This is a genomic window from Paenibacillus macerans (assembly GCF_900454495.1).
Lineage (GTDB): Bacteria > Bacillota > Bacilli > Paenibacillales > Paenibacillaceae > Fontibacillus > Fontibacillus macerans.
Map to the genome: position 1 here is coordinate 2,157,067 of NZ_UGSI01000002.1, position 22,533 is coordinate 2,179,599.

The following is a 22,533-nucleotide window of genomic DNA, read 5'->3' on the forward strand; positions in this document are numbered from 1 at the left end:
GGCAAATTCATATGAAGTTTCTGTTTGAGAAACTTCACAAAAAAGACACATACTATTTCATTTTTTGTTCACCTAAAACAGTTATACATGATGGAGAGGGGGGAGGAGGTTGGACGAGAGTGAATGGATTAGGCGTATCCAGCAGGGGGAAACCCAATATCTGACGCAACTGATTGAACTCTACTATGCTGACATTCAGAAATATTGTTACTGGCGGATAAGGAATGAGGAAGAGTCGAAGGATTTGACACAAGAAACCTTTTATCGTTTTTGTCGACACATTGAAGGTTACAGAAATACAGGAAAATGCCGCGCTTACTTATACACGATCGCTCGCCATCTTTGCAATGATCATCTACGGAAGCGGCCGTCCCTATCTTGGGAGGAAGCAGCGGAGGAGGCGGAAAGGAAAGTCTTGCAGCAAAGCATCTCAATAGAGGATCAGGTAGAAAGGAGGCAACTGGTTCATGAGTTGCTCCATTTGTTGCCTGAAGAGCAACGGGAACTGGTGTTCATGCGGTTTTGCTTGGATTTGACCTTCCGTGATATTGCTCGCATAACAGGAGTGAATGTTTGTATGGTGCAATATCGGGTTAAACGTGGTTTGACTGTACTAAGGCAGTACTGGGAAAGGAGTGAATCCGTTGGACAAGGAGTCGCGAAATACCATCATCGCCGCCCTGCAGAACTACCCCTCACCCCTCGTTGACAAGCAGAAGCTGGAGGAAACCGTCAAAGGGGCGAGAGAGATACTGCACCGAACACAGGCGGCCCGCAGAACATCCTTTTCAGAGTTTTATATGACCCAGATTCGCTTCATCAGCTGGAAGGTGTGGGTTGCGCAGTTATTTATTGTACTTGGGACGGCTCTGATGTTACAGCATTCTCTTCACAAACCGAATGAAAATATCCAACTTATCATGCTGGTCTCTATTGCCGCACCGTTACTGGTGACAGCGGGTATACAGACGTTAACGCGATCGTTAAGCTGCCGTATGCTGGAGATCGAATTAAGTACGCGCCATCTTCTGGAGAAGCTGATATTGGTTCGTATGAGCTTGTTGGGAATAGCGGATCTGATAGGTCTGGCAGTGTTGGCCATATTATTGAGCGCCTATATGAAGATGGATATCAGCATCATTCTTCTCTATTTACTTGTGCCCTTCAATTTGACCTGTCTTGGTTGCTTATGGCTGTTGAATAGGGTTCGCACCCCGAGCTGCGGGTATTACTGTTTGATTTACTGCGGTCTTGTGGCACTAGTACAAACGATACTGGCACTTAATCCCTCCCTCGGAATGTTTGAAACATCGGCAATCGGAGTATGGCTGGCATTGCTGCTGCTTACAGTCACAGGAATTACTTTCGAGGTAAGCGGAGTACGCAAGGCCTGTCGGAGTATAGAAACTGCGTTGAGAATCGTTGTGTAAAATTATGGTTTTATAGATATAAATCAGTGTGGAGGGGCGCTCAATGATGGAACTAACCTTGAATCAGGTAAGTAAGCAATTTTCCGCTAAAAAAGCGGTGAACGATATTTCGGTTCGCCTGTCCAGCGGTGTGTATGGTCTGCTTGGGGCTAACGGCGCGGGAAAAACAACGTTGATGCGGATGATCTGCGGAATACTCAATCCAACATCGGGAACGATTCAGATGAACGGCCAGGATATTGCCCGCATGGGGGAGCGTTATCGTGATCTGCTGGGCTATTTGCCGCAGGACTTCGGTTATTACCCTGATTTCAGCGCGGAGGAGTTCCTGTGGTATGTAGGTTCGTTGAAGGGACTGACGCTGGCGGCGGCGAAGGGGAAAACTCGTGAATTGCTGCGCACAGTTGCTCTGGAGGAAGTGGCCCGCAAGAAAATCCGGACCTTCTCCGGAGGCATGAAGCAAAGGCTGGGCATTGCCCAAGCGATGCTTAATGATCCCTGTGTGTTGGTGCTGGACGAGCCGACGGCCGGACTTGATCCCAAGGAGCGGGTACGGTTTCGCAATTTGATTGCCGATTTGGCCAAAGATAAGATCGTTATTCTTTCAACGCATATTGTGTCGGATGTGGAATACATAGCCGACCAAATTATAGTGATGAAGCAAGGAGGGCTGTTGATGACCGGTACGGTGGCCCAACTGACTGCTACCATGGAAGGTTGTGTATGGTCCTGCCAAGTTTCGGCCAGAGAGGCGGAGGAATGGAATGCCCGCTATTGTGTAAGCAATCTGCGGCATGAAGGGAATCAGGTGGAGTTGCGCATCGTGTCCCCAGTAAAGCCCTCCCAGGATGCAGTATCGGTTGCGCCGACGTTGGAAGATTTGTATTTGTACCATTTTCAAGATGAAACGGCTGTAACAGCCGGTGAAGAAAAATAGGGGGACCACTTATGGATGCGTTGGCCCGATTTGAACTGCGGAAGATCACCCGCCGGAAATCATTTTATGCAGGGATTGCGATTTTGGTAGTAATGATCCCACTTTTGACAATTGTGTTAATTACGAATACCCAGATAACAGGTAAGGATGGGAAATACTTATACGGAATACCAGCTATCCGATTATTAAGGGAGTACAACCGTCAGCTTGCCGGACCGTTAACCGTGAAAAAAGTAGCGGATACGGTTGAACGGCACCAAAAAGTGATGCGTGATCCGAAAAACCTTGATAAGAAAGGAGAGATGACCATTGAATCCCATGCCAAATATGAAGTTAAAAATAATCAGATTTATACCTTGATTAGTTTTGCTTTTTCTCCTTTGAATGAGTACGATTTTTATATTATCGACAGATTGAAGCCAAGTGATGCAAAGGAATTTTATCAAAAGCGGATGGAAAAAGTTAATCAGTATTTGAATGGTGATTATTCCTATGGAAATTATTCAGCGAAGGAGAAAGCTTTTTTTATAAAGATGAATGAAAGCATTCCGATTCCCTTTCAATTGGATTATGTTACCGGTTGGGAAAATGTGTTTGAAAATCTGCCGAATCTCTTCTTAATCATTGCTTTTGTGATTGCGATTTGTCTCGCTCCCGTGTTTGCTGGTGAATACCAGAGCGGGGCTGACTCGATCATCCTATCCACCCGCTATGGCCGCAATAAGGTGATCGCCGCCAAATTAAAAGCCAGTTTCCTGGTGTCCCTGGGACTGATCGTCTTTGCGGTGGCGGCCTATACGCTCTTGCTATTGGGGATATATGGATTTGATGGCGGAAACGCAAGTATACAGATAATTGAGCTCTTGGCGCCTGTCCCCTATACGGTTTTCCAATCATATTTATGGGCGGTCCTCATTGGCAGTCTGGCCTGCCTGCTTGTGGGTGCGGTGACGCTGTGGTTGTCCAGCCGGATGAGAGGCTCCTTTCCCGTTATCATTGTTATCGGAATTTTCCTAATTGGTCCGTTGTTTATTCCGGCCAGCAAAAGCAACCGCCTATTTAACCATTTGATGGAATTGTTTCCGGGAAATATGATGGACGGGTTTAAAAAACTAACCGATTATGAAGTGTACCATATTTTTGGTCAAATGATTCCAGAGTACAAGGTTATGTTAGGATTTGCAGTAATCGTTATAGCGTTGCTGGTGCCGCTTTCTTATCGGGCATTCAAAAAGCATCAGGTGGTTTAGCCAGATAAGTATTTATTTTCGGCTAATCACTATCTTCAAGATGAAACGGCTATAACAGCTGGTGAAGAAAATAGGGGGGACCACTTATGGATGCGTTGACCCGATTCGAACTGCAGAAAATCACCCGCCGGAAATCGTTTTATGCGGGGATGGCGATTTTAGCGGCAGTAATCCTATTTTTGACAAGTATGATGGTTACGGGTGCGTGGATAACGGATAAGGATGGGAAGGAATTAAAAGGACTGGAGGCTATTTCCTTACGAAAAGAATACGACCGTCAGCTTGCGGGCCCGTTAACGGCAGAAAAAGTAGCGGATGCGGTTGAACGGCACCAAAAAATAATGCGTGATCCGAGAAACCTTGATGAGAAAGGGGAGATGACTAGTAGGGCTTATGCCAAATATGAAGTAAAGGAAGAACAGCTTACTGCTTTGATCCGATTTACTTTTTCTCCATTGAGTGAGTACGATCATTATATTATCGACAGATTGAAGCCAAGTGACTCAAAGGCGTTTTACCAGAAGCGGATCGAGAAGATCCACGGATATTTGAATTACAATTATTCCTATGGCAATTATTCGCCGGAAGAAAAAGCCTTTTTTATAAAGATGATTGAAAACATTCCTACTCCTCTTCAAATGGATTATGTTACCGGTTGGCAGAAGGTGCTTCAGAATCTGCGGAGTCTTTTTTTAATCATTGCTTTTGTGATTGCAATCTGTCTCGCTCCCGTGTTTGCCGGTGAATACCAGAGCGGGGCTGACTCGATCATCCTATCCTCCCGCTATGGCCGGAATAAGGTTATCGCCGCCAAATTAAAAGCCAGTTTCCTTGTGTCCCTGGGATTGCTTGTCTTCGCGCTGGCGTCCTATACGCTCTTGCTATTGGGGATATATGGGTTTAATGGTGGGAATGCCAGTGTACAGATTATTGACTTTTTGGCGCCTGTGCCCTATACGGTTTTTCAATCGTATTTATGGACGGTTCTTATGGGCAGTCTGGCCTGCCTGCTTGTGGGTGCGATGACGCTGTGGTTGTCGAGCCGGATGAGGGGCCCCTTTCCCGTTATCGTAGCCAGCGGGATTTTCTTGATCGGTCCGTTGTTTATTCCGGCCAGCAAAAGCAGCCGTCTGTTTAATCATTTAATGGATTTGTTTCCGGGAAATATGATGGACGGTTTTAAAAAAGTAACCGATTATGAAGTGTACCATATTTTTGGTCAAATGATTTTGGAGTATAAAGTCATGACAGGGTTTGCAGTAATCGTTATAGCGTTGCTGGTGCCGCTTTCTTATCGGGCATTCCAAAAGCATCAGGTGGTTTGACGGCGAGTTATGGTGCCGCAATTATGCAAAACATCAAAAAGATCATCCTCCACGTGTTAGTTATCGCTGAGGCTCAGAAATCACTGCTTGAGGTATCTGTGTAATTTTTTGGGAGGGGATTGGATTTCCCTCTGAAAAAGCCGTATTATGAGGGAGAAGTGGACACTGCCGAGTACAACGGAGAGCAGATTGAGTTATCACATTGAGTACAATCGCGAGAAACTACTTTGAAAGCACGCCGTTATACGTTTGTCTACGATTTTACGGATGAAGACACCCCGGATGGAAAAGGGTGTATACTATTGGGGTGGCTTGGCGGCAAATTTGTACCTGTTTCGTATCGAGTAGGCGAACTCGCCGATGATTCGCCAAAGAAAGGGAGAGAGATTTAAGATGAAAAAAGGGTTGGTTGTTTTGTTTCAAGGGGATTCCATCACCGACGGCAATCGGGACCGCGGAACCGACCTCAACCATATTTTGGGGCACGGCTACGCCTACATCATCGCCGCCAAGCTGGGGAATGAGTACGCCCATCTTCGGCCATCCTTCATCAACCGGGGGATTAGCGGAAACCGGGTATCCGACTTATACGCGAGATGGAACGAGGATGCGATCAGCCTGAAGCCGGACGTCATCAGCTTGCTGATTGGGGTCAATGACGCCTGGTTCACCGTGAACGATCAGCCGGGCGGGTTTACGGACCGGTTTGAACGCGCTTACCGCCATCTGTTGCAGGAGACGAAAGAGGTTTTGCCGGACGCCAAGCTTGTTCTCTGCGAGCCTTTCATCTTGAAAACGAGCGCAACGGCGGAGAAGTGGGAGTTGTGGTGGGAGATCGTTTCCCGCTACCAGCAAACCGTGCTCCGTTTGGCGGAAGAGTTCGGCGCCGTGCATGTTCCGCTTCAGGCGGCATTTGAGGAAGCCGCCCAAAAGGCAGATGCGGAATACTGGCTATGGGACGGCATGCACCCGACCGCAGCCGGCCACGATCTGCTGGCGAAGCAATGGCTTGCGGCCGCGGAAAGCGGCAGGGTGTGGGAGTAGCGACGACGGCTGTGTAAAAAAGCGCCGGATTCCTGGTAAGGAGAATCCGGTGCTTTTTTGCTCTATCGTGCCGACGTCTCTCATTGGAAAAATCCAATTGATTAACGGATAGCGATCGACATTTTGATCTATCATTGGAAATATCCGGCATGGAAAAGGCGGCGCTTAATATGCTTCGCGAGGGAATGGATATATCGCTGGTGGTTAAGGTTACGGGGCTGTCTGAAGAGCAGGTAGTGAAGTTGGAGAAAACAAGCCATCTAAAATGAACTAAACGGAAATAGACCGTTCCGCTCAAGGTAACGGTCTATTTCTGTTTGCAATCAAGGGTTCTGATGACCGAAAGGCAAGCTGCTGGTGTATTAATTCCATTGACAATGGAACAACTCCAAACCGTCTTTACCGCCACAAGAAAAATTTAAATAGTTATTATGCCCATTATTCAGTATAATTTTGTATGAATGCTTACGAAGAATGAACCCTTCAGAGAGGATTAACGATCTAATGAATGTAGCAGCAAATAAACCAGCAAAAACAAACCGGCGTTCCAAATCGTCTCCGCCGCCCGTCCGCATCTTTTCGCTTGGCGGCATCGGCGAAATCGGCAAAAACATGTACGGCATCGAATATAGGGATGAAATCGTCCTGATTGACGCCGGCCTTAAATTTCCGGATTCCCGGCTTTCGGGCATCGACTGCATTATTCCGGATATTCGTTATTTGATTGATAACAAACATAAAATGAAAGGGCTTTTTTTGACGCATGGTCATGAAGACCATATCGGGGCCATTCCCTTTGTGCTTCGCCAGTTGCAGATTCCGATTTACGGCGGGCCGCTGACGATTGGCCTAGTCAAGGCGAAATTGGAAGAGTACCGGCTGCAGGGCGAGGCGGAGTTGCATGTTTTTCATGAGGATGATCGCTTTAAGTTTAACCATTTGGCCGTGCATTTTTTCCGGACGACGCACAGTATTCCCGATGCGTTTGGCATCGTGGTCGATACGCCTTACGGCTCCGTCGTGCACACGGGGGATTTTAAGTTCGACTTTACGCCGGAGGACCGTCCGGCCGATCTGTTTAAAATGGCCAGCGTCGGCGGGGAAGGCGTGCTGGCGCTGCTGGCCGACAGCACCAACAGCGAGAAGGAAGGGTTCACTCCTTCCGAACGCCGCGTCGGCGACGCGATTCTGGATTCGTTCCGCGGCTGCAAAGGGCGGATTTTGTTCGCCACGTTTGCGTCCAACGTCCATCGGCTTCAGCAGGTCGTGGAGGCGGCGGCGCTGTGCAACCGGAAGATTGTCGTCATCGGCCGCAGCATGGAGAAAATATTTGCCATCGGACAGGAGCTGGGGTATATTCGCGTACCGGAAGGCATGCTGGTTGATGTGAAGCATATCGACCGGTTTGAGGACCGGCAGATTTTGATCGTTTGCACGGGCAGCCAAGGCGAACCCAATGCTGCCTTAAGCCGGATCGCCTCGGGCGCTCATCGCCATGTGCAGGTTTATCCCGGGGACACGGTGATTTATTCTTCATCCCCAATTCCAGGCAATGCGCCGAACATCAACCGGAGCATCGACGCGCTGCTGCGGGCCGGGGCGCATGTCATTTACGGCTCGATTTTCGATATCCATACGTCCGGTCATGGCAACCGGGAAGATTTGAAGCTGATGCTTAGCTTTATCCGGCCGAAATATTTCATTCCGATTCACGGCGAATACCGCATGCTGCTGAACCATCGCAATTTGGCGCTGCAGACGGGCATTCCCGAGGACCGCGTGTTTATCCTGAATATCGGCGACACGCTGTCGGTGTTCCGCAACCGGGCCAAACGGGGCAAAACGATCCCGTCCGGCGAAGTGTTCATCAGCAACGGAGAGATGCGCACCTTCGAAGATGAGCTGCTGGTCGAGCGGATGGAATTGGCTCAGGAAGGTATCGTGATCGTGGTCATGACGGTGGACCGGAACACAAGGCAGATTTTGGCGGGACCCGACATCGTGACCCGCGGTTTCGTCTATATGCAGGATGCCAGACCGCTGTTGCGGCGGGCTGAGGCACAACTGAAGCGGAGCCTGAACCGGATGCGCGACAAGGAATATGACCGCAAAGCCTGGCTGCGTGCGACTCAGCAGGTGATGCGGAGGTATTTTATGAAAGAGGTTGGCCGAACGCCGCATATTATGCCTTCCATTTTGGAGGTATAAAATCCAGGTTGACAGGAGCTTCCCGAATCAGGGAGGTTCTTTTTTTTTAATCGCCCCCTGATTTATAGTTTCGTATAATGTGTAAAAATATGGGGCGGGATTACGCGTCCATTCGGCGGATCAAGGGCTTGGGAGAACGGGGTAGGGGGGAATTTTCCCTTAGAAACATAACTGGTTATAGAATATGTTAAAGCCGATCCATCCGGGGTTAAAAGCCCTGGCATGGTTCGGCTTTTTTTATTGGATTTTTAAGCTGGAAGTGGAACTGCGGTGTTATTTGTATCACGTAAGTATGTTTTTATGACATATAAAAAATATTTTGGACGAAAGTGGTAATTTAGTTATAGGTTATCTATATTTAATACGTCAGGTGTGAATCCATGTACGATATGAAACAGGTAGTAGTCATTGATACGGGAATTGATATGAAGAATTGTAATTTAAGCAAGCATGTCATAGGAGGAACCGAGTTTCGTTGTCTAAATGATCAAATCCTCGAAGATCATCTCTATCAAGACGATAATGGTCATGGTACGATGTGCGCGGATACGATCTTGCAAGTTTACGATGAAGCTCTGTTTTATGTGATTAAAATAGCGAATTCGGAAGGGAAAACCAGTACTTCTCTTTTACGGAAAGCATTATTTAAATGTCTTTCACTAAATATTAAGTATATTTGTATAAGTTTGGCAGTAACCGCTGCGGCGTACCAGCAGGAACTGTTTGATATCACGAAACGGTTAGTGGACCAAAATAAACTCATTTTTGTGTCTATCAAAAATAATAGTCAAAGCAGTTATCCCGCTAATTTGCCTACTGTAATCGGTGTAGCGGGACAACCCTTCCTCTCCAACGAATTATTTTCTTTCTCTGCCAGAAAAGAAATTCAAGCGATATTTGATGATTCTCCTTTATTTGTATATACGCTTGCCAACAGGTTTGCTTTTTTTAAAGGGACTTCCAAAGCAAACGCACTCTGTGTCGGAATGAGCTTAAAGTTAATACACAGCGTAAAAGGTAACTGCGAACGGATGACATTTTCAGAATTCAATCGATGGTTTGAAGATTATTCTTTACGACATCAAGAAGATCGTCCCCACGTTCCAATTATATCAAATGGGGATACCCATTATAATTTGCTAGAAGTATTTGGGGGAAAAATAAAAAAGGCCATAAGCAAAACAACTAATCATCATATTGACTTGGATTCAATTCATGACGGCCCCTTTATTTCCCGGTTAACCGGAATCAACTTTAATAATTTTTATGATTTTTGGCTTCACTTGGAAAATGAGTTGAATTTTAGTTTAACGGACCATCACAGAATCAATATACAAAATGTTTGCAGCCTCCCTGCATTATTGAATTTTCTACAGGAGGTGGTGGACTGCCGGAATGTCTGCAAAATAGCAAATCACACTAAAGTGCAAAATTAAAGAAAAGGAGAGATTACAGATGAAAATGTTTCAAAAGATGGCCAAGCTACTCTTTCTTATTGCGGCGGTAACTGTCTTTTTCGTAAGTAACAGTACCGTAGGTAACGCTGAAGAAGCAACTGAGCCCTCGAATGGATTGCCGGAATTCGCCAATGAGGTTGTTCACCCTAATTTCTCCAGCGGCGGGGCGGACCATACGCATCAATATATTGTTGCTCAGGCCATTGCGATTTTAAACCATGATCTAGGTCCTACAGTGATTAGCACTTACAGGTCCACCTTGTTATACTATACGGATTGGCCGGATAAATATGAAAACGACTTGGGTACCTTTGCTAGACATTTCTATGATCCGGATACAGGAAAAAACTGGTTAGGGCAAACTTCACCTACGGCAAAAACCAGGGCAGAACAATATTATCAGAATGCCCTTGAAGCCTATCGTATGGGAGATGTCGAAGAGGCCTTTATCCATTTAGGAAAAGGAACGCATTATGTATCTGACATCAACGTACCTCATCATGCTGCAAATCTGACCGCACTAAATAGTAATCATACTCAATTTGAGAAATATATTGATAAAAGCAGACTGAATTATACAATACCCGGTAACACGCTTCCTGAAGCTGTATATAAAGAAGCTCTAAATACCTCAGTCTCCGATTCCTTTCAAGATACAGCCGTATATTCCAAATCACTGGCTAAACTGGCGCAACAATCCGAACATTATGATGAAATAGGACAAAAGGTAGTTCCTCATGCTATTGTGGATAATGTTCAATATATTTACAAGTTCTGTAAAGAGGTTGGTATTCTGAAGTAAGAACTGTCGATGAAACTAATTAGTTAAAATAAAAGCAGCTCTCCGTAATGGAGAACTGCTTTTATTTTATCAAAAAACCTTAATATGACAAAAATTATATTATTTATAATGATTTTGATATAAAATGTAGAAAAGTGCTATTTAGTGAAAAAACTTTTGAGGTGTGATTTAGGTGCTGCATATCGCTTTATGTGATGATATGAAGGTAGAACTAAGCCACATTGAAAATCTGGTTTTACAGTATCCATTTTCCCAGGTTGAAGTTGATGCCTTTGGAAGCGGACAGAAGTTGCTTCAATATGTAATAAAAAATAAGATGGAATACAACATTTATCTTCTAGATATTGATATGCCAGAAATGGATGGAATCAGCTTGGCCCAGAAAATAAGAGAATTTGATAGAAAGGCGGTCATCATATTTATAACGGGTTACAATGAATACATGAAGGATGTTTTCAAAGTTCAAACATTCGATTATCTGCTGAAGCCGGTCAGCAAAGACGCCTTTTTTGAAGTTCTGCAGAGAGCAGATAGTTATTTGAATAGTAATCATAGTTATTTTGAATTCAATTACGAACGAAATAAATTGATTTTCAATACGGATGAAATCCTCTATTTTGAAAAAAGCGGGAGAACCGCGTACATTCATACAACAACTGGAGTATTAAAATGTAATCAGACCATTACCCAGATCCTTTCTCAACTCGATCCGCTGACGTTTATTCAAATTCATGCATCATACATTATAAACCTAAGATATGTTTATGGAATCAAATATGAAAGCGTTTTGATAAATTATGATATTAACATGAAGCATCCGGAAACGCTTAAAAAATTACCGATCAGTAGAAAATACAAAAAAGATTTTAAAGAAAAAATGATAAAATACATGAGGAAAGCTTTTTAAAAAAGTTGTTTAAATCCAAAAAAAGTATTCTTGTAAGAAGGTAAGAGGTTTATGAAGAAAAAATATACATCTTCCTGCATACAAGTTTTTTTTATTTTAAACTGTTTCCTCTCTTCGATTATTTTGTGTATACATATCGCTTTGTTCTCCAATTTTCATGAAACTATTGTCCAAGTGGAGTGTTTACTTTCAATAGGGGGAATTTTATTGGTGAATTTCCTCTTATTCATTTTTGTAAAGTATTCAAATCATATTTATAAAGAATTACTGGATCAACAATCACTAAATTGCGCCACTAAATCCGCAATGCGATATTATGATTATTTAGATAAATCCCAGAACGATATCCGTAAAATCAAGCATGATATGAGAAATACATTGTTAACTTTGCAGGGGTTGTTAATAGATCGCCGACTTGATGAAGCAGAGAAAGTTACCGCAGAGATTCTCGCAGAAATAAAAAATACCGAAACACAGAAATATACACCTGACAACGTACTTAATTACTTGCTGAGTGAAAAAATAAGACTGGCTGCCGCAAAAAATATCAAAGTAAGTGTTCATTGTTTGCTGCCCGAGGCGATTTCTCTAAACAACAAGATTATATCGGTGATATTTGGTAATTTATTGGATAATGCCATTGAAGCATGCGATAAGGTTACTGAAGGTGAAAAAGAAATAAATTTGAATATAAAATATTGTCAAGCGCAGCTTTATATTGAAATATCAAACTCTTTTAATCCGAAAGTGACAGGAAGAAGATTGGCTACCAATAAATTAAATCGAAGAGAGCATGGTTTTGGTTTAAAAAGTATTAAGCAGATCGTCCAGAGGAACTCAGGAATATTGGATATAAAAACCAATGAAAACAAATTTTATGTTAGCATTCTATTACAGGTTTAAACAATCGGCTGGAAAGAGGCTTGGAACTGTCTTTTATATCAGTAGAAATGCCGTTTTTTACAGTATAAAAATGTAAGGGGAGTTTTGATGTAAAGTAAAAATAGAAAAGGAGGTGAGAGACGATGGAAAAACTCGAAACTCTTGCGGTGGAAGACTTCGATATGGAAGTACAGGCTGTTTGTGATGGTTCGTGCAAAAGGGATTGTATCGAAGGACCCAACAATTGTAGTTCTCATTTTCTTACCCAATGGTAAGTAAAGACTTGGGAAATCAATTTTACAATTGACGGCAAAAAGAAGAAGTAGGAATACTTCTTCTTTTTGCTATGGTAATTTATTATTCAATGGAACGAAGCCGTTCAACAATACTTTGTTTGCCGCTCCAAGCGTAGATAGCAATGGGAAGACAACCCCCCATTACCAGAAGAATCGGCAGCATGGCAATCTGCGGCCAGAGAATAAAATGATAATTCATAAACCACATCAAATTGCTTAACGGTTTCGCAACCAAGACGGAAAAGAGACTTCCTAATAAGACGGAACATAAACTAGTTCCCGCTACATAGTACAATCCTTCATAAACGAGCATGGTCCTTAATTGCTTCATTGTCATTCCGATACTTTGCAATATGGCGAATTCCTGCCGCCGGGTTAAAATTCCGGTAAGAATTGCGTTCGCAAAATTAAGCATACCGATCAAACCAATGATTAAGCTGAGCGTACCGCCAATCATATTAACCGTATCCTGAAGCCCCTTAAATTCATTCATAACTATAAATTTGGATCTGTAGTGCATCATAGGCTCGGTTGTTTCCGTATAATTCTTTAAAAAAGCCTCCATCGCTGTTTCCTGATCCGTGGAAATATTAAAAGCATAGCTCATTACAGCAGGCTGTTTAACAAGAGACTTGAAGATTTCCGCTGGAAGGTAAAAGCTGGCGTAACCCGCGGCGTCCGTACCCGAATTGGTACTTGTTAAGCCTACATGACCAAGAACCGTAAATTCACGACTTGTATTCATTTGATCCGAATGAAGGGTCACCTTTTGACCTATCTGATATCTGGCATATTGCATCTCCGGGTTGTTATTATCGTCCAGAGGAACTCCTTCCAAAATATAATTTCCTGAAGCGAGCTTGTTAAAATCAGATTTACCGTCAATCCATTGAAGCCGGTGAAGAGGCAGTTTTTCCAACCCATACGCGGTTACGGGCAAGTGCCCACGAGCATCGGGTTCGTATCCCTCTTCATTCTTAATATAATCAACAGAGAATATATTTGTCCCGCTGTATATACGCCCTCCTTCTTCAAAACCAGGTTGTTGCTGTACGGCTTGGACAAAGCTTTCCGATGTCTCGTTGTCGAGGCCGGTGAAATTTTCTTTAAAATAATCGGCATGCGCAATGAGAAAGTCGCTATCGATATAACTGGCCAAATATTTATCCATATCCATACTTTGGGATAACGTAAACGTTGTGTTTAAAAGCACTAGGCTCAAAGCAAGGCTGATTACGACCAGGACGGTACGCTTTTTATGGCGGCCCAGATTAGCGTAGGCCATCAGCGGCATTTTTGCACCGTTGGCCGATTTCTTTGGTTTGCCGATCCGCCTGGTAGTTCCTCGATCCACATACCTTGCAGCTTCAACCGGCGACACCGCCGCAGCCATTCTGCCGGGTTTAAAAGTGCTGATCATAACAGTCATGACAGCGAATAGAGCGGAGCCGATAAAAATCCAAGGGCTTGGAGATACTTTCACTTCGCCGCTCACGAATGAAGAGTTGCTCATCAGTAATGGGACAAACGATTTACCTACAAAATAACCGCCCAGCAGCCCGATAGGGACTCCGATTGCCGAAAGAAACAGCGCTTGTCTGCGAATAATTCGGCGGATTTGCCGGCTGCTTGTGCCGATCGTTTTTAGAAGACCGTAGAAGCGAATATCCCGCATCACCGAGATTTGAAAAATATTGTAGATGATTAAGTATCCGGTGAGCATAATAAGCAGCAGCCCGGCAGATAGCGCAACAATTGTTCCCCCGTCAAAAGAGAAATTGGTGGAGAGGTACGACCAGTTAACATTACCTTCAATATAGTTGGAAGCATTTTTATCAAGGGAAAAGCCGCTTTCATTAATCACTTGATTAAGTTTTCCTTGCAAGTCCAAGCTATTATCAAACATGAGATATGCGCTGATTACTCCGGTGGTATCACAATCCTGCTTATAGGTGCTGTGCAATTCTTCCGCATGAGCATCCACATAGGCTTTGGAAGCAAAGATTTGACCTACGTTGAACACGGGGTCGCTTTTCCACCAACCGGAAAGAATAAAGTCACGCTGCACTTCTTTGTCGTGGATCAGAAGATTAAGGGTTAAGGGGGTACCTACCTTTAATGGTACGTCGAGTAACTTTAGGGTTTCCGAATCAGCAATGACTTCATTTTCCGCTACCGGTTGGCGCCCCTCTTCAAGCTCAATAAAACCGAGTTTAAGCCCGACCTCGTCATAATACCAAAATTCCGCATGGCGCTTTAAAAGTTCTCGATTTGTTATCTTACTGCTTAACAAGCGTTCATAAGCGATTTCTTTGATAAGCGGGTGGCTTTTGACTTTGTTAAATTCATCATCGGTAAGATATTTAAGTACGGCATGACCATCGCTGCCTGCCTGCCTCATCGTAGCTTGCTGTAAGCTTTCCACTGTGCCAAGTCCCATAGTAAACAAAGTTGTAAACAATAAAGCGGTTAAGGCAATCGCAATAATCGCAATAATATTGCGGGTTTTATTCGCTTGTAAACTTTTGTCCGCTAAATAATGAACGATTTTACTGTTCTTTACTTTGATCATTGGGACGCATATTTTCATTTCGGTTCCTCCAAAAAAAAATCTTTGTACGATAATCGCTTATAGTACAAAGATTAACATAAGAATCTTTCCATGATCTTTCTGGAATCTAACAGTGTTGAAAGAACTTATATTTTAAATTAAGGAGAAAATATTCGCTGAAGTTCAATGGTTTGCTATGAAATTTTCCAATATGTAGTCATATTTTTTGACTGTAGAGTAGTGGATTTTTTGAGCTGTACACAATACAGGTGACGCCTTGTAGAAATTTTCGGTTTGAATTTTATTGATAATCTTGCAGACTTTACTCCGACAATTATTGTACATAGCGCATTTCGTGCAGTTACCTTCATCTTTTTGATTAATTTTATCCAAATAGGATAAGCGCGCTGCATCCAACCCGGTAAATACGCTGCCCATGGCGAATTCCTCATGACCTACAGCAAAAATACAAGGATAAATTTTTCCTTCACTGGAGAAATGAAAACTTGTATGACAACCGTCACAGGTACCTCTGGGCCTGAAATATTCGTTTTTGAAATTAAACAGATAATACTGGGCATCAGTAAAATTCTTTTTCACCAAATATGAAAAAATCTCATTTAAATTTCGCTGATAGATTTCCATAAGCTGTTTGTTCCAATGAAGATTGCTGTCATCCAGAGCAAATGCAACCACCGGGCAGCCTCTTTCATAAAGGTCAATAAAGTTATCGGTCAGATAAGCGACATTGTTGGGGGTGATTGTCATTCTTACCCGGTAAATGATGGACTGACTGTTTAAATAGTCAAGGGTTTGAATCACCCGTTTATAGCTGCCTTGTCCATTTTTATAGAGGCGGTTGATATCGTGGCTTTCTTGTTTTCCGTCTATACTTACGGATAATTCCACCTGATTCGCAACGTAATCAAGTATCTCATACTGCTGAATTGTTCCGTTTGTGGTCATTGAAAAAGTAACGTTTCCGGTAATTTTGGCTTTTAATTCTTCGATAAGGTAACGGACGATTGAAAAATTAAGCAATGGTTCACCGCCATGCAACCCAATGTGGATTTTATCGTTACGTTTTACCGGATTTGCGGCAAGTATTTTTTCAGTGAATTGCACGGACTTGGCTGCTGTTTCCTGATCCATCTTTTGTGGAGCTTTATTGACATAACAATAACTGCATCGTAAATTACAATCTTCTGTCACCCAATACGTAAAATTCATCTTCCAACCTCCCCTTATTTTATTTCTAATCCTTCCAGATAGCTTGCGTTAATTCCGCCTTGTGTTGTTGGCATACGGCAGCAAACAACGGCTTATTCAGCCGCAGGTAATAAATATTGCTGATGCAATGGTGGCAAAATAAGTTGACATCGCAGCTCTTGCAAGGTTCGAGATTCCAAGGTCTTGCCCGATCGACGGGAGAAAAGTCAACTTGTGAGTTTCCGATAGTTAATAATTCCAGTAAATCATTATTAAAGATATTGCCTAATATAAAATGATCCGACTCCATCAATCCGCCGCACGGATAAATATTTCCATTTGCGCCAATAAACAACTCCCTTTTACCGGGAGAACATAACCTACAGTTTAAGTCTTTAGGGACATTTTTTGCTGCAAGGGGCTGAGAAGGGAAAAGCTCCTCACTATTTACCCCCGCTCTGCCTTCCGATGTTAAAGTGCGAACAATTGGCTCCACCTCTAGTTGCTCACATAAATGAAGGAAGCGCTCTCTACCTCCATCATAAGTATAATTTGTTATGGTCATGGATAAAGAAATTTTCTTGAACCCTAGACTTTTTAACAGATGGATATTTCGGATAACTCTGCCAAATATGCCTCTGCCTCTGATCTTGGCACAGGTCTCTTCATCATATCCGTCGACACTAAAAGAGATATGATCGATATATTTCAATAGCTGTCCGGCATTTTTTTCGTTTATAAATAGACCGTTTGTGGCTAATAAAACCGCCCCGTCGTACTTGGCTCTTAGATAAGCCAGTACCTCCATGAAGTCAACGCGCATCATTGGTTCTCCACCCGTTAAATTGACGGCTTCAGGCCGGAGTTTGACGATCCGGTCAATAGTTTCCTTAATCTTGTCTGTTGTTAGTGCATCGGTGAAACGGATATCGGCGGAAGCGCTGCAGTGCTTGCATTTCAGATTGCATTTATTGGTCAAGGCCAGGTAAACGACATCCAGGCGTTCCCGATAGATATCTGCTAATTGATCTTCCGTTAGAATGCATTCGATATTCACCAGGGCATCAAACAGTTTCTTTAAATTCTGAACAACTTCAGAGTGAGGCGCATCTTCCGTTAAATTTAACAACTGTCCGGTTTCTTCGGAATCGATCAGTTCTTTTAGTACGTGATAATAGGATTTGGAGGTCCTCAGAAAGTTGCCTGTTTTCGTATTGGCGATAATGGCCTGTTGATCGTGGAATAACTCATGCAAGTAAGGATTAAATACATATTTCATACAGACTCTCCTCTCATGCAATCATTCGCTACATTAAATAAATCATTATTTTTTGACAATATGGTTCAGATGTCATAATCCGATGTTTTGCTGACAAAATAAACTGCAGTTGATGTATTTTGTGACAGAAAAAAGGTGATTGATGGCATTAACTAAGGGGAATGCCTCTTAGAGTTGTAATATAGAGTAGCGCATTGTTGATTGCACGGGGGGGGGGGGGAAACTTTATGTTCGGGAAGTATAAGTGGATTGCCGCCGGAGTCGGCCATCTCCATCTTTTTGTTCTCCTGCTATTAATGCTTCAGGCTGCGGATGCCGTAGTCAGCACGTTGATTCCGCAATACATCAGCAAAATTATAGACGCCGGGTTGGAGTTGCGAGACATTTCCTTGATCTTTAAGTTTATGATGATCTCCATAGGATTGTATGTTCTGTCTCACTGCTTCAGCCTGTTTTCCGAGTTTATTTTTACCGCATTAGCGAAACGAATATCATTTAATCTGAAACAAAAATTGCTGGCCAAGCTCTTTCGTTTACCCGGAGAGACGATAAATGCACATAATGATAAGCTGCTATCCTTGTTTACAAACGATGTAGGAATTATTGAAAGATGGCTGTCCAACGGCATTCCGATTTTTATATCCAACCTGCTGTTTCTTATAGTGATTACAATAGTTCTGCTAGTTTACAATTCTAAATTATTTATTATCATCCTTTTGGTTATGTTGCTGTCGTTCATCAGCCAGACGTATTTTAACAAAAAAATCACGGAAAAAAGCAAAATCGTGTTGGAAGCCTATGATGACTCTTTCTATTACATAAGAGGGACGCTTCATTCCATACTGTATTCTATCGGACTGGGATTGAAAGACTATGTTTTAAGCAACTATATGCCGTTAGAGGAGAAGGCGCTTGAAGCAAACCGAAAAAGGGGAAACACGCTTAAAATAGCCGCTATCGTTCCTTCAATTATCATTTTGGTCGGGAATGTTTTTCTTTTGGGCGTCGGAGCGTTATTGGTTATGCACGATCAAATAACCGTAGGAATATTAACGGTGTTTGTATATTACTCAAATCAAATAATAGGACCGATTAAAGCGGTGACTAACTACGTTGCCGGCTGGAAACAGGCCAAAGTATCCATCGACAGAGTCGAGTTAATTATGAACGCCGAAGAGGTGGATTAACCATATATTTAGAATTCGGACATAAAAGCTAACTATGCATCTGAGTATTACTATTTATTGATACTAAGACTTATTCTTATGCTTATTGTTTTCTTGACAAAAAAGAGCCGCAATCATTTCGCCCGGTAGGAAAACAATCATGATTACAATCATTTGGATCGCAATAACTTTGAATGGACATGTCAAATTGTTCCGCTTCCAACAGTTCTAATTTTTCCATTTTACACGCTCCCTTTATCAATGAATATAATCAGATGCACAGTTAACTTAGATACAGCATAAAACCAAAATCTAATAAAAATATCTAAGTGTAATAAAAAGCGATTGTTCTGTAATAGCTTACTAACTTATTCTGCCAGCCTAAGCTGCTCCACAATACTTCGTTTGCTGTTCGAAGAATAGACCGCTAATGGAATGAGGGTACCGAGAGCAAACAATATAGGCAATACAGCTAGTACAGGCCAAATAACAAAATGGTAGCTACAATACCAAATGGTATTACTCAAAGGTCTTACAATGAAGACTGAAGATATGATAGCTAGCAGGATAGAGAGCAAACTAGTGCCCAACGCATAATAAAATCCTTCAAAAGCCAGCATGCTGCGTAATTGCCGTTTGGTCATACCGATACTTTGCAACATGGCCAGCTCTTGCTGCCGGGTGATAATGCTGGTTAGAATTGCATTTACAAAATTTAGGACACCGATCAGACCAATGATTAGGCTAAGCGTGCCGCCAATCATCTTCACCGTTGTTTGCATTCCCGATACTTCATTTAACACGGTAAATTTGGACCGGTAATCCATGAACGGTTCTGTTGTCTTGGTGTAACTTTTCAAAAAGTGTTCCATGCCGGCTTCTTCATTGGAGGATACATTAAAAGCATAACTCATCACCGTGCGTTGCCGCGTCAATGACTTATAGATGTCCGCAGGGAGATAAAAGTTATAACTCATTGCTCTGCTATCAGAATTAGAGTACTCCTTCATAGCCACATGACCGAGTACCGTAAAATGAAAGGTTTTATATCGGTCCATCGTAGCTTCCTCGTTCCCCATAAACTTATGAAGCGTAACTTTCTCGCCCACTTTGTATTTCGTTCGTTCCCAATATGGTTCGCCGTAATCGTTGAGATCGACGCCCTCCAAAATATATCTGCCTGAAGCTAACTTGCCAGAATCGAGCTCACCGTCCATGATTTGAAGATAGCCCATGCACAACTCTTCAAGTCCGAATACTTGGGCAATGTAATTGCCGTAGGCATCAACTCCATCGTTCACATCTCCAGCAGGCTTTGATTTGTCAACCGTAAATACATTTCGGTCTCCGTATAATCGGCAACCTTCTTCAAAACCCGGCTGATCTTGAACCGCTTGAATAAAGCTTTCGGAAGTTCCGTTTTCATGTCCGACAAACTCCTGTTTGAACAAATCCGCATGTCCGATAAGAAAGTCCGTATCGCCAAACTGGGATGACAAATATTTGTTTGTATCTATACTTTGCGAGAGGTCAAACGCGGTGTTCAGGAGTACGGGACTTAAGGATAAACTGATCGCGACCATAAGTGTACGTTTTCTACTGCGCCCCAGATTAGCCCGGGCCATGCTGCGCATGCTTACGCCGCGTGTGGATTTCAACGGCATGGTCTTGTTCCCGGGAATTCGGTCTACATATTTCGTCGCCGCGACCGGCGACACGCTTGAGGCTGCTTTGCCCGGCTTGCTGGTACTTATAAACACCGTGATAAGTGTAAACAGCGCGGCCAATATAAAAATCCACGGACTCGGGGATACCGATGCTTCCGCGCCGGCTAAGTTCGTGTTGTTTATAATCAGAGGAACAAGCGACTTTCCCACTATGTAGCCTATGATTAAGCCGAGGGGGATGCCGATGACCGACAGGAGCATGGCTTGTCGGTGAATAATCTGGCGGATCTGTCTGCCGCTGGTGCCGATCATCTTCAGGAGGCCGTAAAAACGAATATCTCGTATTACCGAAATTTGAAAAATATTATAAATAATCAAATACCCGGTAAACATGATCAGCAGCAGCATTAAAATAAGCGCAACTATGATTCCAGGGTCCATATTACCGAAATTGGCTGCAAGGTACGCCCAATTTACATTACTCTCGACATAGTTTGCTGCCTCTTCATCAAGAGAATATCCGCTCTCAATGATCACTTTATCGAGTTTGCCGCGCAAATCAAGACTATTGTTGAACATGATAGTAGGGTGAATAGTCCCTGTATAAAACTTGTCTTTCTTATATGTGTTCTGCAGTTCAGCGTGATGCGCATCCAAATAAGCTCTGGAAGCGTAGATTTGTCCCGCATTAAACATCGGGTCGCTCTTCCACCAGCCGGAAAGGTTAAACCTGCGTTCAACCTGTTTGCCGCGAATGTCAAGCTGCAGGGTTAAAGGCTCGCCAACCTTTAAGGGAATCCCCAGCAACTGCAATGTTTGGGTATCGGCGATTACTTCATTTTCGGCTACAGGCTTACGGCCGCCAGCCAGCTTAATGAATCCGAGCTTTAGCGCTGCATCATCGTAATACCAAAACTCTGTTTGTCGTTTTAAAAATTCATTGTTTAAAACACCGTCGCTCAAAATTCGTCTATAGGCGATTTCTTTGATCAAAGGATGTTCCTTAATCTTCGTGAATACCTCATCATCAATATGTTTGAGGACAGCATGACCGCCGCCAGCCTGCCGCAGCGTAGTCTGCTGTATGCTGTCCACGGTGCCTAAGCCCATGGTGTACAGCACCGTAAATAACAATGAAGTGAGAGCTATCGCTAAAATGGCGATGAGATTTCTCGTTTTATTGGTTTTATAACTTTTATCCGCCAGCTTACGGATGACTTTTTTATTCTTTACTTTGATCATCCGACCGCACCGCCGATTAATTTACCGTCCTCAATGCGAATGATGCGGTCCGCCATTTGGGCGATTTCTTCGTTGTGGGTAATCATCACGATTGTTTGGCGGAACTGTTGACTGGACACCTTAATAAGACCCATGACATCCATGCTGGTCTTGCTGTCCAGATTTCCGGTCGGCTCGTCGGCCAAAATAATCGCCGGTTTCGCTGCCAGAGCTCTGGCAATGGCTACGCGCTGTTGCTGTCCGCCGGAGAGATTGTTCGGCAAATTGTTTAGTTTATTCTCAAGTCCCAGCGTATTTACAATTTTGTCCACATAGTTTTTGTCCGCTTGTTTCCCATCCAATTCAATCGGGAGCACAATATTTTCATACACGTTTAAGACAGGCACCAGATTATAATTTTGGAAGACGAACCCGATTTTTCGGCGGCGGAAAATGGTCAATTCTTCATCTTTAAGCGAAAAGATGTCCTTGCCGTCGACCGTGACGCTTCCGCTTGTCGGCCGGTCCAGACCACCGAGCATATGCAGCAGGGTGGACTTGCCGCTGCCGGATGTGCCGACGATGGCGACAAATTCCCCATGTTCCACCTCGAGGGTCACCCCGTCCAAAGCATGAACGGCAGTCTCACCGCTGCCATAAAATTTCTTCAGGTTATTGGCTTCTAATATCTTCATCGGATCTCCTCCAAAACAAATAATGTCTGTTAATGTCTGTGCTTGCAAGCATTTCTACAACACAGACATTACCATACTGATCTTTCCACAATCTTTCAGAATTCTAACAGTCTTGAAAGAACTTCAATGATTAAAAATAGCTGAAATGTATTTTATGACAAATAAATGGTACCTGGTGTCATGAACAAGGAGATAGGCTATGAAAGC

General features: G+C 43.2%; 18 protein-coding genes. 13 read left to right on the top strand and 5 right to left on the bottom strand.

The genetic code is table 11. The features are described 5' to 3' along the window. The first annotated feature begins 109 nt into the window (after nucleotides 1–109). The 12 genes from DYE26_RS32840 (at nucleotide 110) to DYE26_RS34650 (ending at nucleotide 12,517) form a co-directional block, all read left to right on the top strand. Nucleotides 110–709 carry an RNA polymerase sigma factor gene (locus DYE26_RS32840; RefSeq protein WP_036621076.1) on the top strand — a complete coding sequence of 200 codons (600 nt, stop codon included), beginning with the start codon at nucleotides 110–112 and terminating at the stop codon, nucleotides 707–709. After that, nucleotides 645–1,430, top strand: coding sequence for a hypothetical protein (locus tag DYE26_RS32845; RefSeq protein ID WP_036621079.1), 786 nt, complete (start codon nucleotides 645–647; stop codon nucleotides 1,428–1,430). The genes DYE26_RS32840 and DYE26_RS32845 overlap by 65 nt, the downstream gene beginning before the upstream one ends. Before the next feature lie 43 nt (nucleotides 1,431–1,473). Next, nucleotides 1,474–2,367 carry an ABC transporter ATP-binding protein gene (locus DYE26_RS32850; RefSeq protein WP_425325242.1) on the top strand — a complete coding sequence of 298 codons (894 nt, stop codon included), beginning with the start codon at nucleotides 1,474–1,476 and terminating at the stop codon, nucleotides 2,365–2,367. Nucleotides 2,368–2,378: 11 nt separating this feature from the next. Then, on the top strand, nucleotides 2,379–3,617 hold the full coding sequence (locus tag DYE26_RS32855; protein WP_036621081.1) for an ABC transporter permease subunit: 1,239 nt from the start codon (nucleotides 2,379–2,381) through the stop codon (nucleotides 3,615–3,617). An 86-nt stretch (nucleotides 3,618–3,703) separates the two neighbouring features. After that, a complete protein-coding gene (locus tag DYE26_RS32860) occupies nucleotides 3,704–4,942 on the top strand; it encodes an ABC-2 transporter permease (RefSeq protein ID WP_036621084.1) in 1,239 nt (412 codons plus the stop codon). A 393-nt stretch (nucleotides 4,943–5,335) separates the two neighbouring features. Next, on the top strand, nucleotides 5,336–5,986 hold the full coding sequence (locus DYE26_RS32865) for an SGNH/GDSL hydrolase family protein (RefSeq protein ID WP_036621087.1): 651 nt from the start codon (nucleotides 5,336–5,338) through the stop codon (nucleotides 5,984–5,986). A 504-nt stretch (nucleotides 5,987–6,490) separates the two neighbouring features. Further along, nucleotides 6,491–8,194, top strand: coding sequence for a ribonuclease J (locus DYE26_RS32870; protein ID WP_036621089.1), 1,704 nt, complete (start codon nucleotides 6,491–6,493; stop codon nucleotides 8,192–8,194). Nucleotides 8,195–8,574: 380 nt separating this feature from the next. Next, nucleotides 8,575–9,630 carry a S8 family serine peptidase gene (locus DYE26_RS32875; protein ID WP_051985349.1) on the top strand — a complete coding sequence of 352 codons (1,056 nt, stop codon included), beginning with the start codon at nucleotides 8,575–8,577 and terminating at the stop codon, nucleotides 9,628–9,630. 19 nt (nucleotides 9,631–9,649) lie between these two features. Further along, on the top strand, nucleotides 9,650–10,453 hold the full coding sequence (locus DYE26_RS32880; RefSeq protein WP_036621091.1) for a zinc dependent phospholipase C family protein: 804 nt from the start codon (nucleotides 9,650–9,652) through the stop codon (nucleotides 10,451–10,453). 172 nt (nucleotides 10,454–10,625) lie between these two features. After that, nucleotides 10,626–11,360, top strand: coding sequence for a LytR/AlgR family response regulator transcription factor (locus DYE26_RS32885; protein ID WP_036621093.1), 735 nt, complete (start codon nucleotides 10,626–10,628; stop codon nucleotides 11,358–11,360). A 51-nt stretch (nucleotides 11,361–11,411) separates the two neighbouring features. Further along, complete coding sequence (locus DYE26_RS32890; protein ID WP_082207718.1) at nucleotides 11,412–12,263, top strand: sensor histidine kinase; 852 nt, start codon at nucleotides 11,412–11,414, stop codon at nucleotides 12,261–12,263. Nucleotides 12,264–12,385: 122 nt separating this feature from the next. Next, on the top strand, nucleotides 12,386–12,517 hold the full coding sequence (locus DYE26_RS34650; protein WP_255310298.1) for a hypothetical protein: 132 nt from the start codon (nucleotides 12,386–12,388) through the stop codon (nucleotides 12,515–12,517). An 82-nt stretch (nucleotides 12,518–12,599) separates the two neighbouring features. Here the strand turns inward: DYE26_RS34650 and DYE26_RS32895 are convergent, their stop codons facing one another. The 3 genes from DYE26_RS32895 to DYE26_RS32905 all read right to left on the bottom strand — a co-directional run bounded on the left by DYE26_RS32895 (nucleotide 12,600) and on the right by DYE26_RS32905 (nucleotide 17,577). Further along, the gene (locus tag DYE26_RS32895; RefSeq protein ID WP_036627814.1) at nucleotides 12,600–15,110 is read right to left on the bottom strand and encodes an ABC transporter permease; all 2,511 of its coding nucleotides are present in this window, start codon (nucleotides 15,108–15,110) and stop codon (nucleotides 12,600–12,602) included. 162 nt (nucleotides 15,111–15,272) lie between these two features. After that, on the bottom strand, nucleotides 15,273–16,319 hold the full coding sequence (locus DYE26_RS32900) for a radical SAM/SPASM domain-containing protein (protein ID WP_036621095.1): 1,047 nt from the start codon (nucleotides 16,317–16,319) through the stop codon (nucleotides 15,273–15,275). Nucleotides 16,320–16,344: 25 nt separating this feature from the next. Beyond that, nucleotides 16,345–17,577, bottom strand: coding sequence for a radical SAM/SPASM domain-containing protein (locus tag DYE26_RS32905; RefSeq protein ID WP_036621097.1), 1,233 nt, complete (start codon nucleotides 17,575–17,577; stop codon nucleotides 16,345–16,347). A 227-nt stretch (nucleotides 17,578–17,804) separates the two neighbouring features. On the opposite strand from DYE26_RS32905, the gene DYE26_RS32910 reads away from it, so the two are divergent. Next, a complete protein-coding gene (locus DYE26_RS32910) occupies nucleotides 17,805–18,764 on the top strand; it encodes an ABC transporter transmembrane domain-containing protein (RefSeq protein ID WP_036621099.1) in 960 nt (319 codons plus the stop codon). Between the two features lie 347 nt (nucleotides 18,765–19,111). On the opposite strand, the gene DYE26_RS32915 is transcribed toward DYE26_RS32910, so the two are convergent. Both DYE26_RS32915 and DYE26_RS32920 read right to left on the bottom strand, forming a co-directional pair. After that, the gene (locus DYE26_RS32915; protein WP_036621101.1) at nucleotides 19,112–21,652 is read right to left on the bottom strand and encodes an ABC transporter permease; all 2,541 of its coding nucleotides are present in this window, start codon (nucleotides 21,650–21,652) and stop codon (nucleotides 19,112–19,114) included. Next, a complete protein-coding gene (locus DYE26_RS32920) occupies nucleotides 21,649–22,326 on the bottom strand; it encodes an ABC transporter ATP-binding protein (protein ID WP_036621103.1) in 678 nt (225 codons plus the stop codon). The genes DYE26_RS32915 and DYE26_RS32920 overlap by 4 nt, the downstream gene beginning before the upstream one ends. Nucleotides 22,327–22,533: the final 207 nt, after the last annotated feature.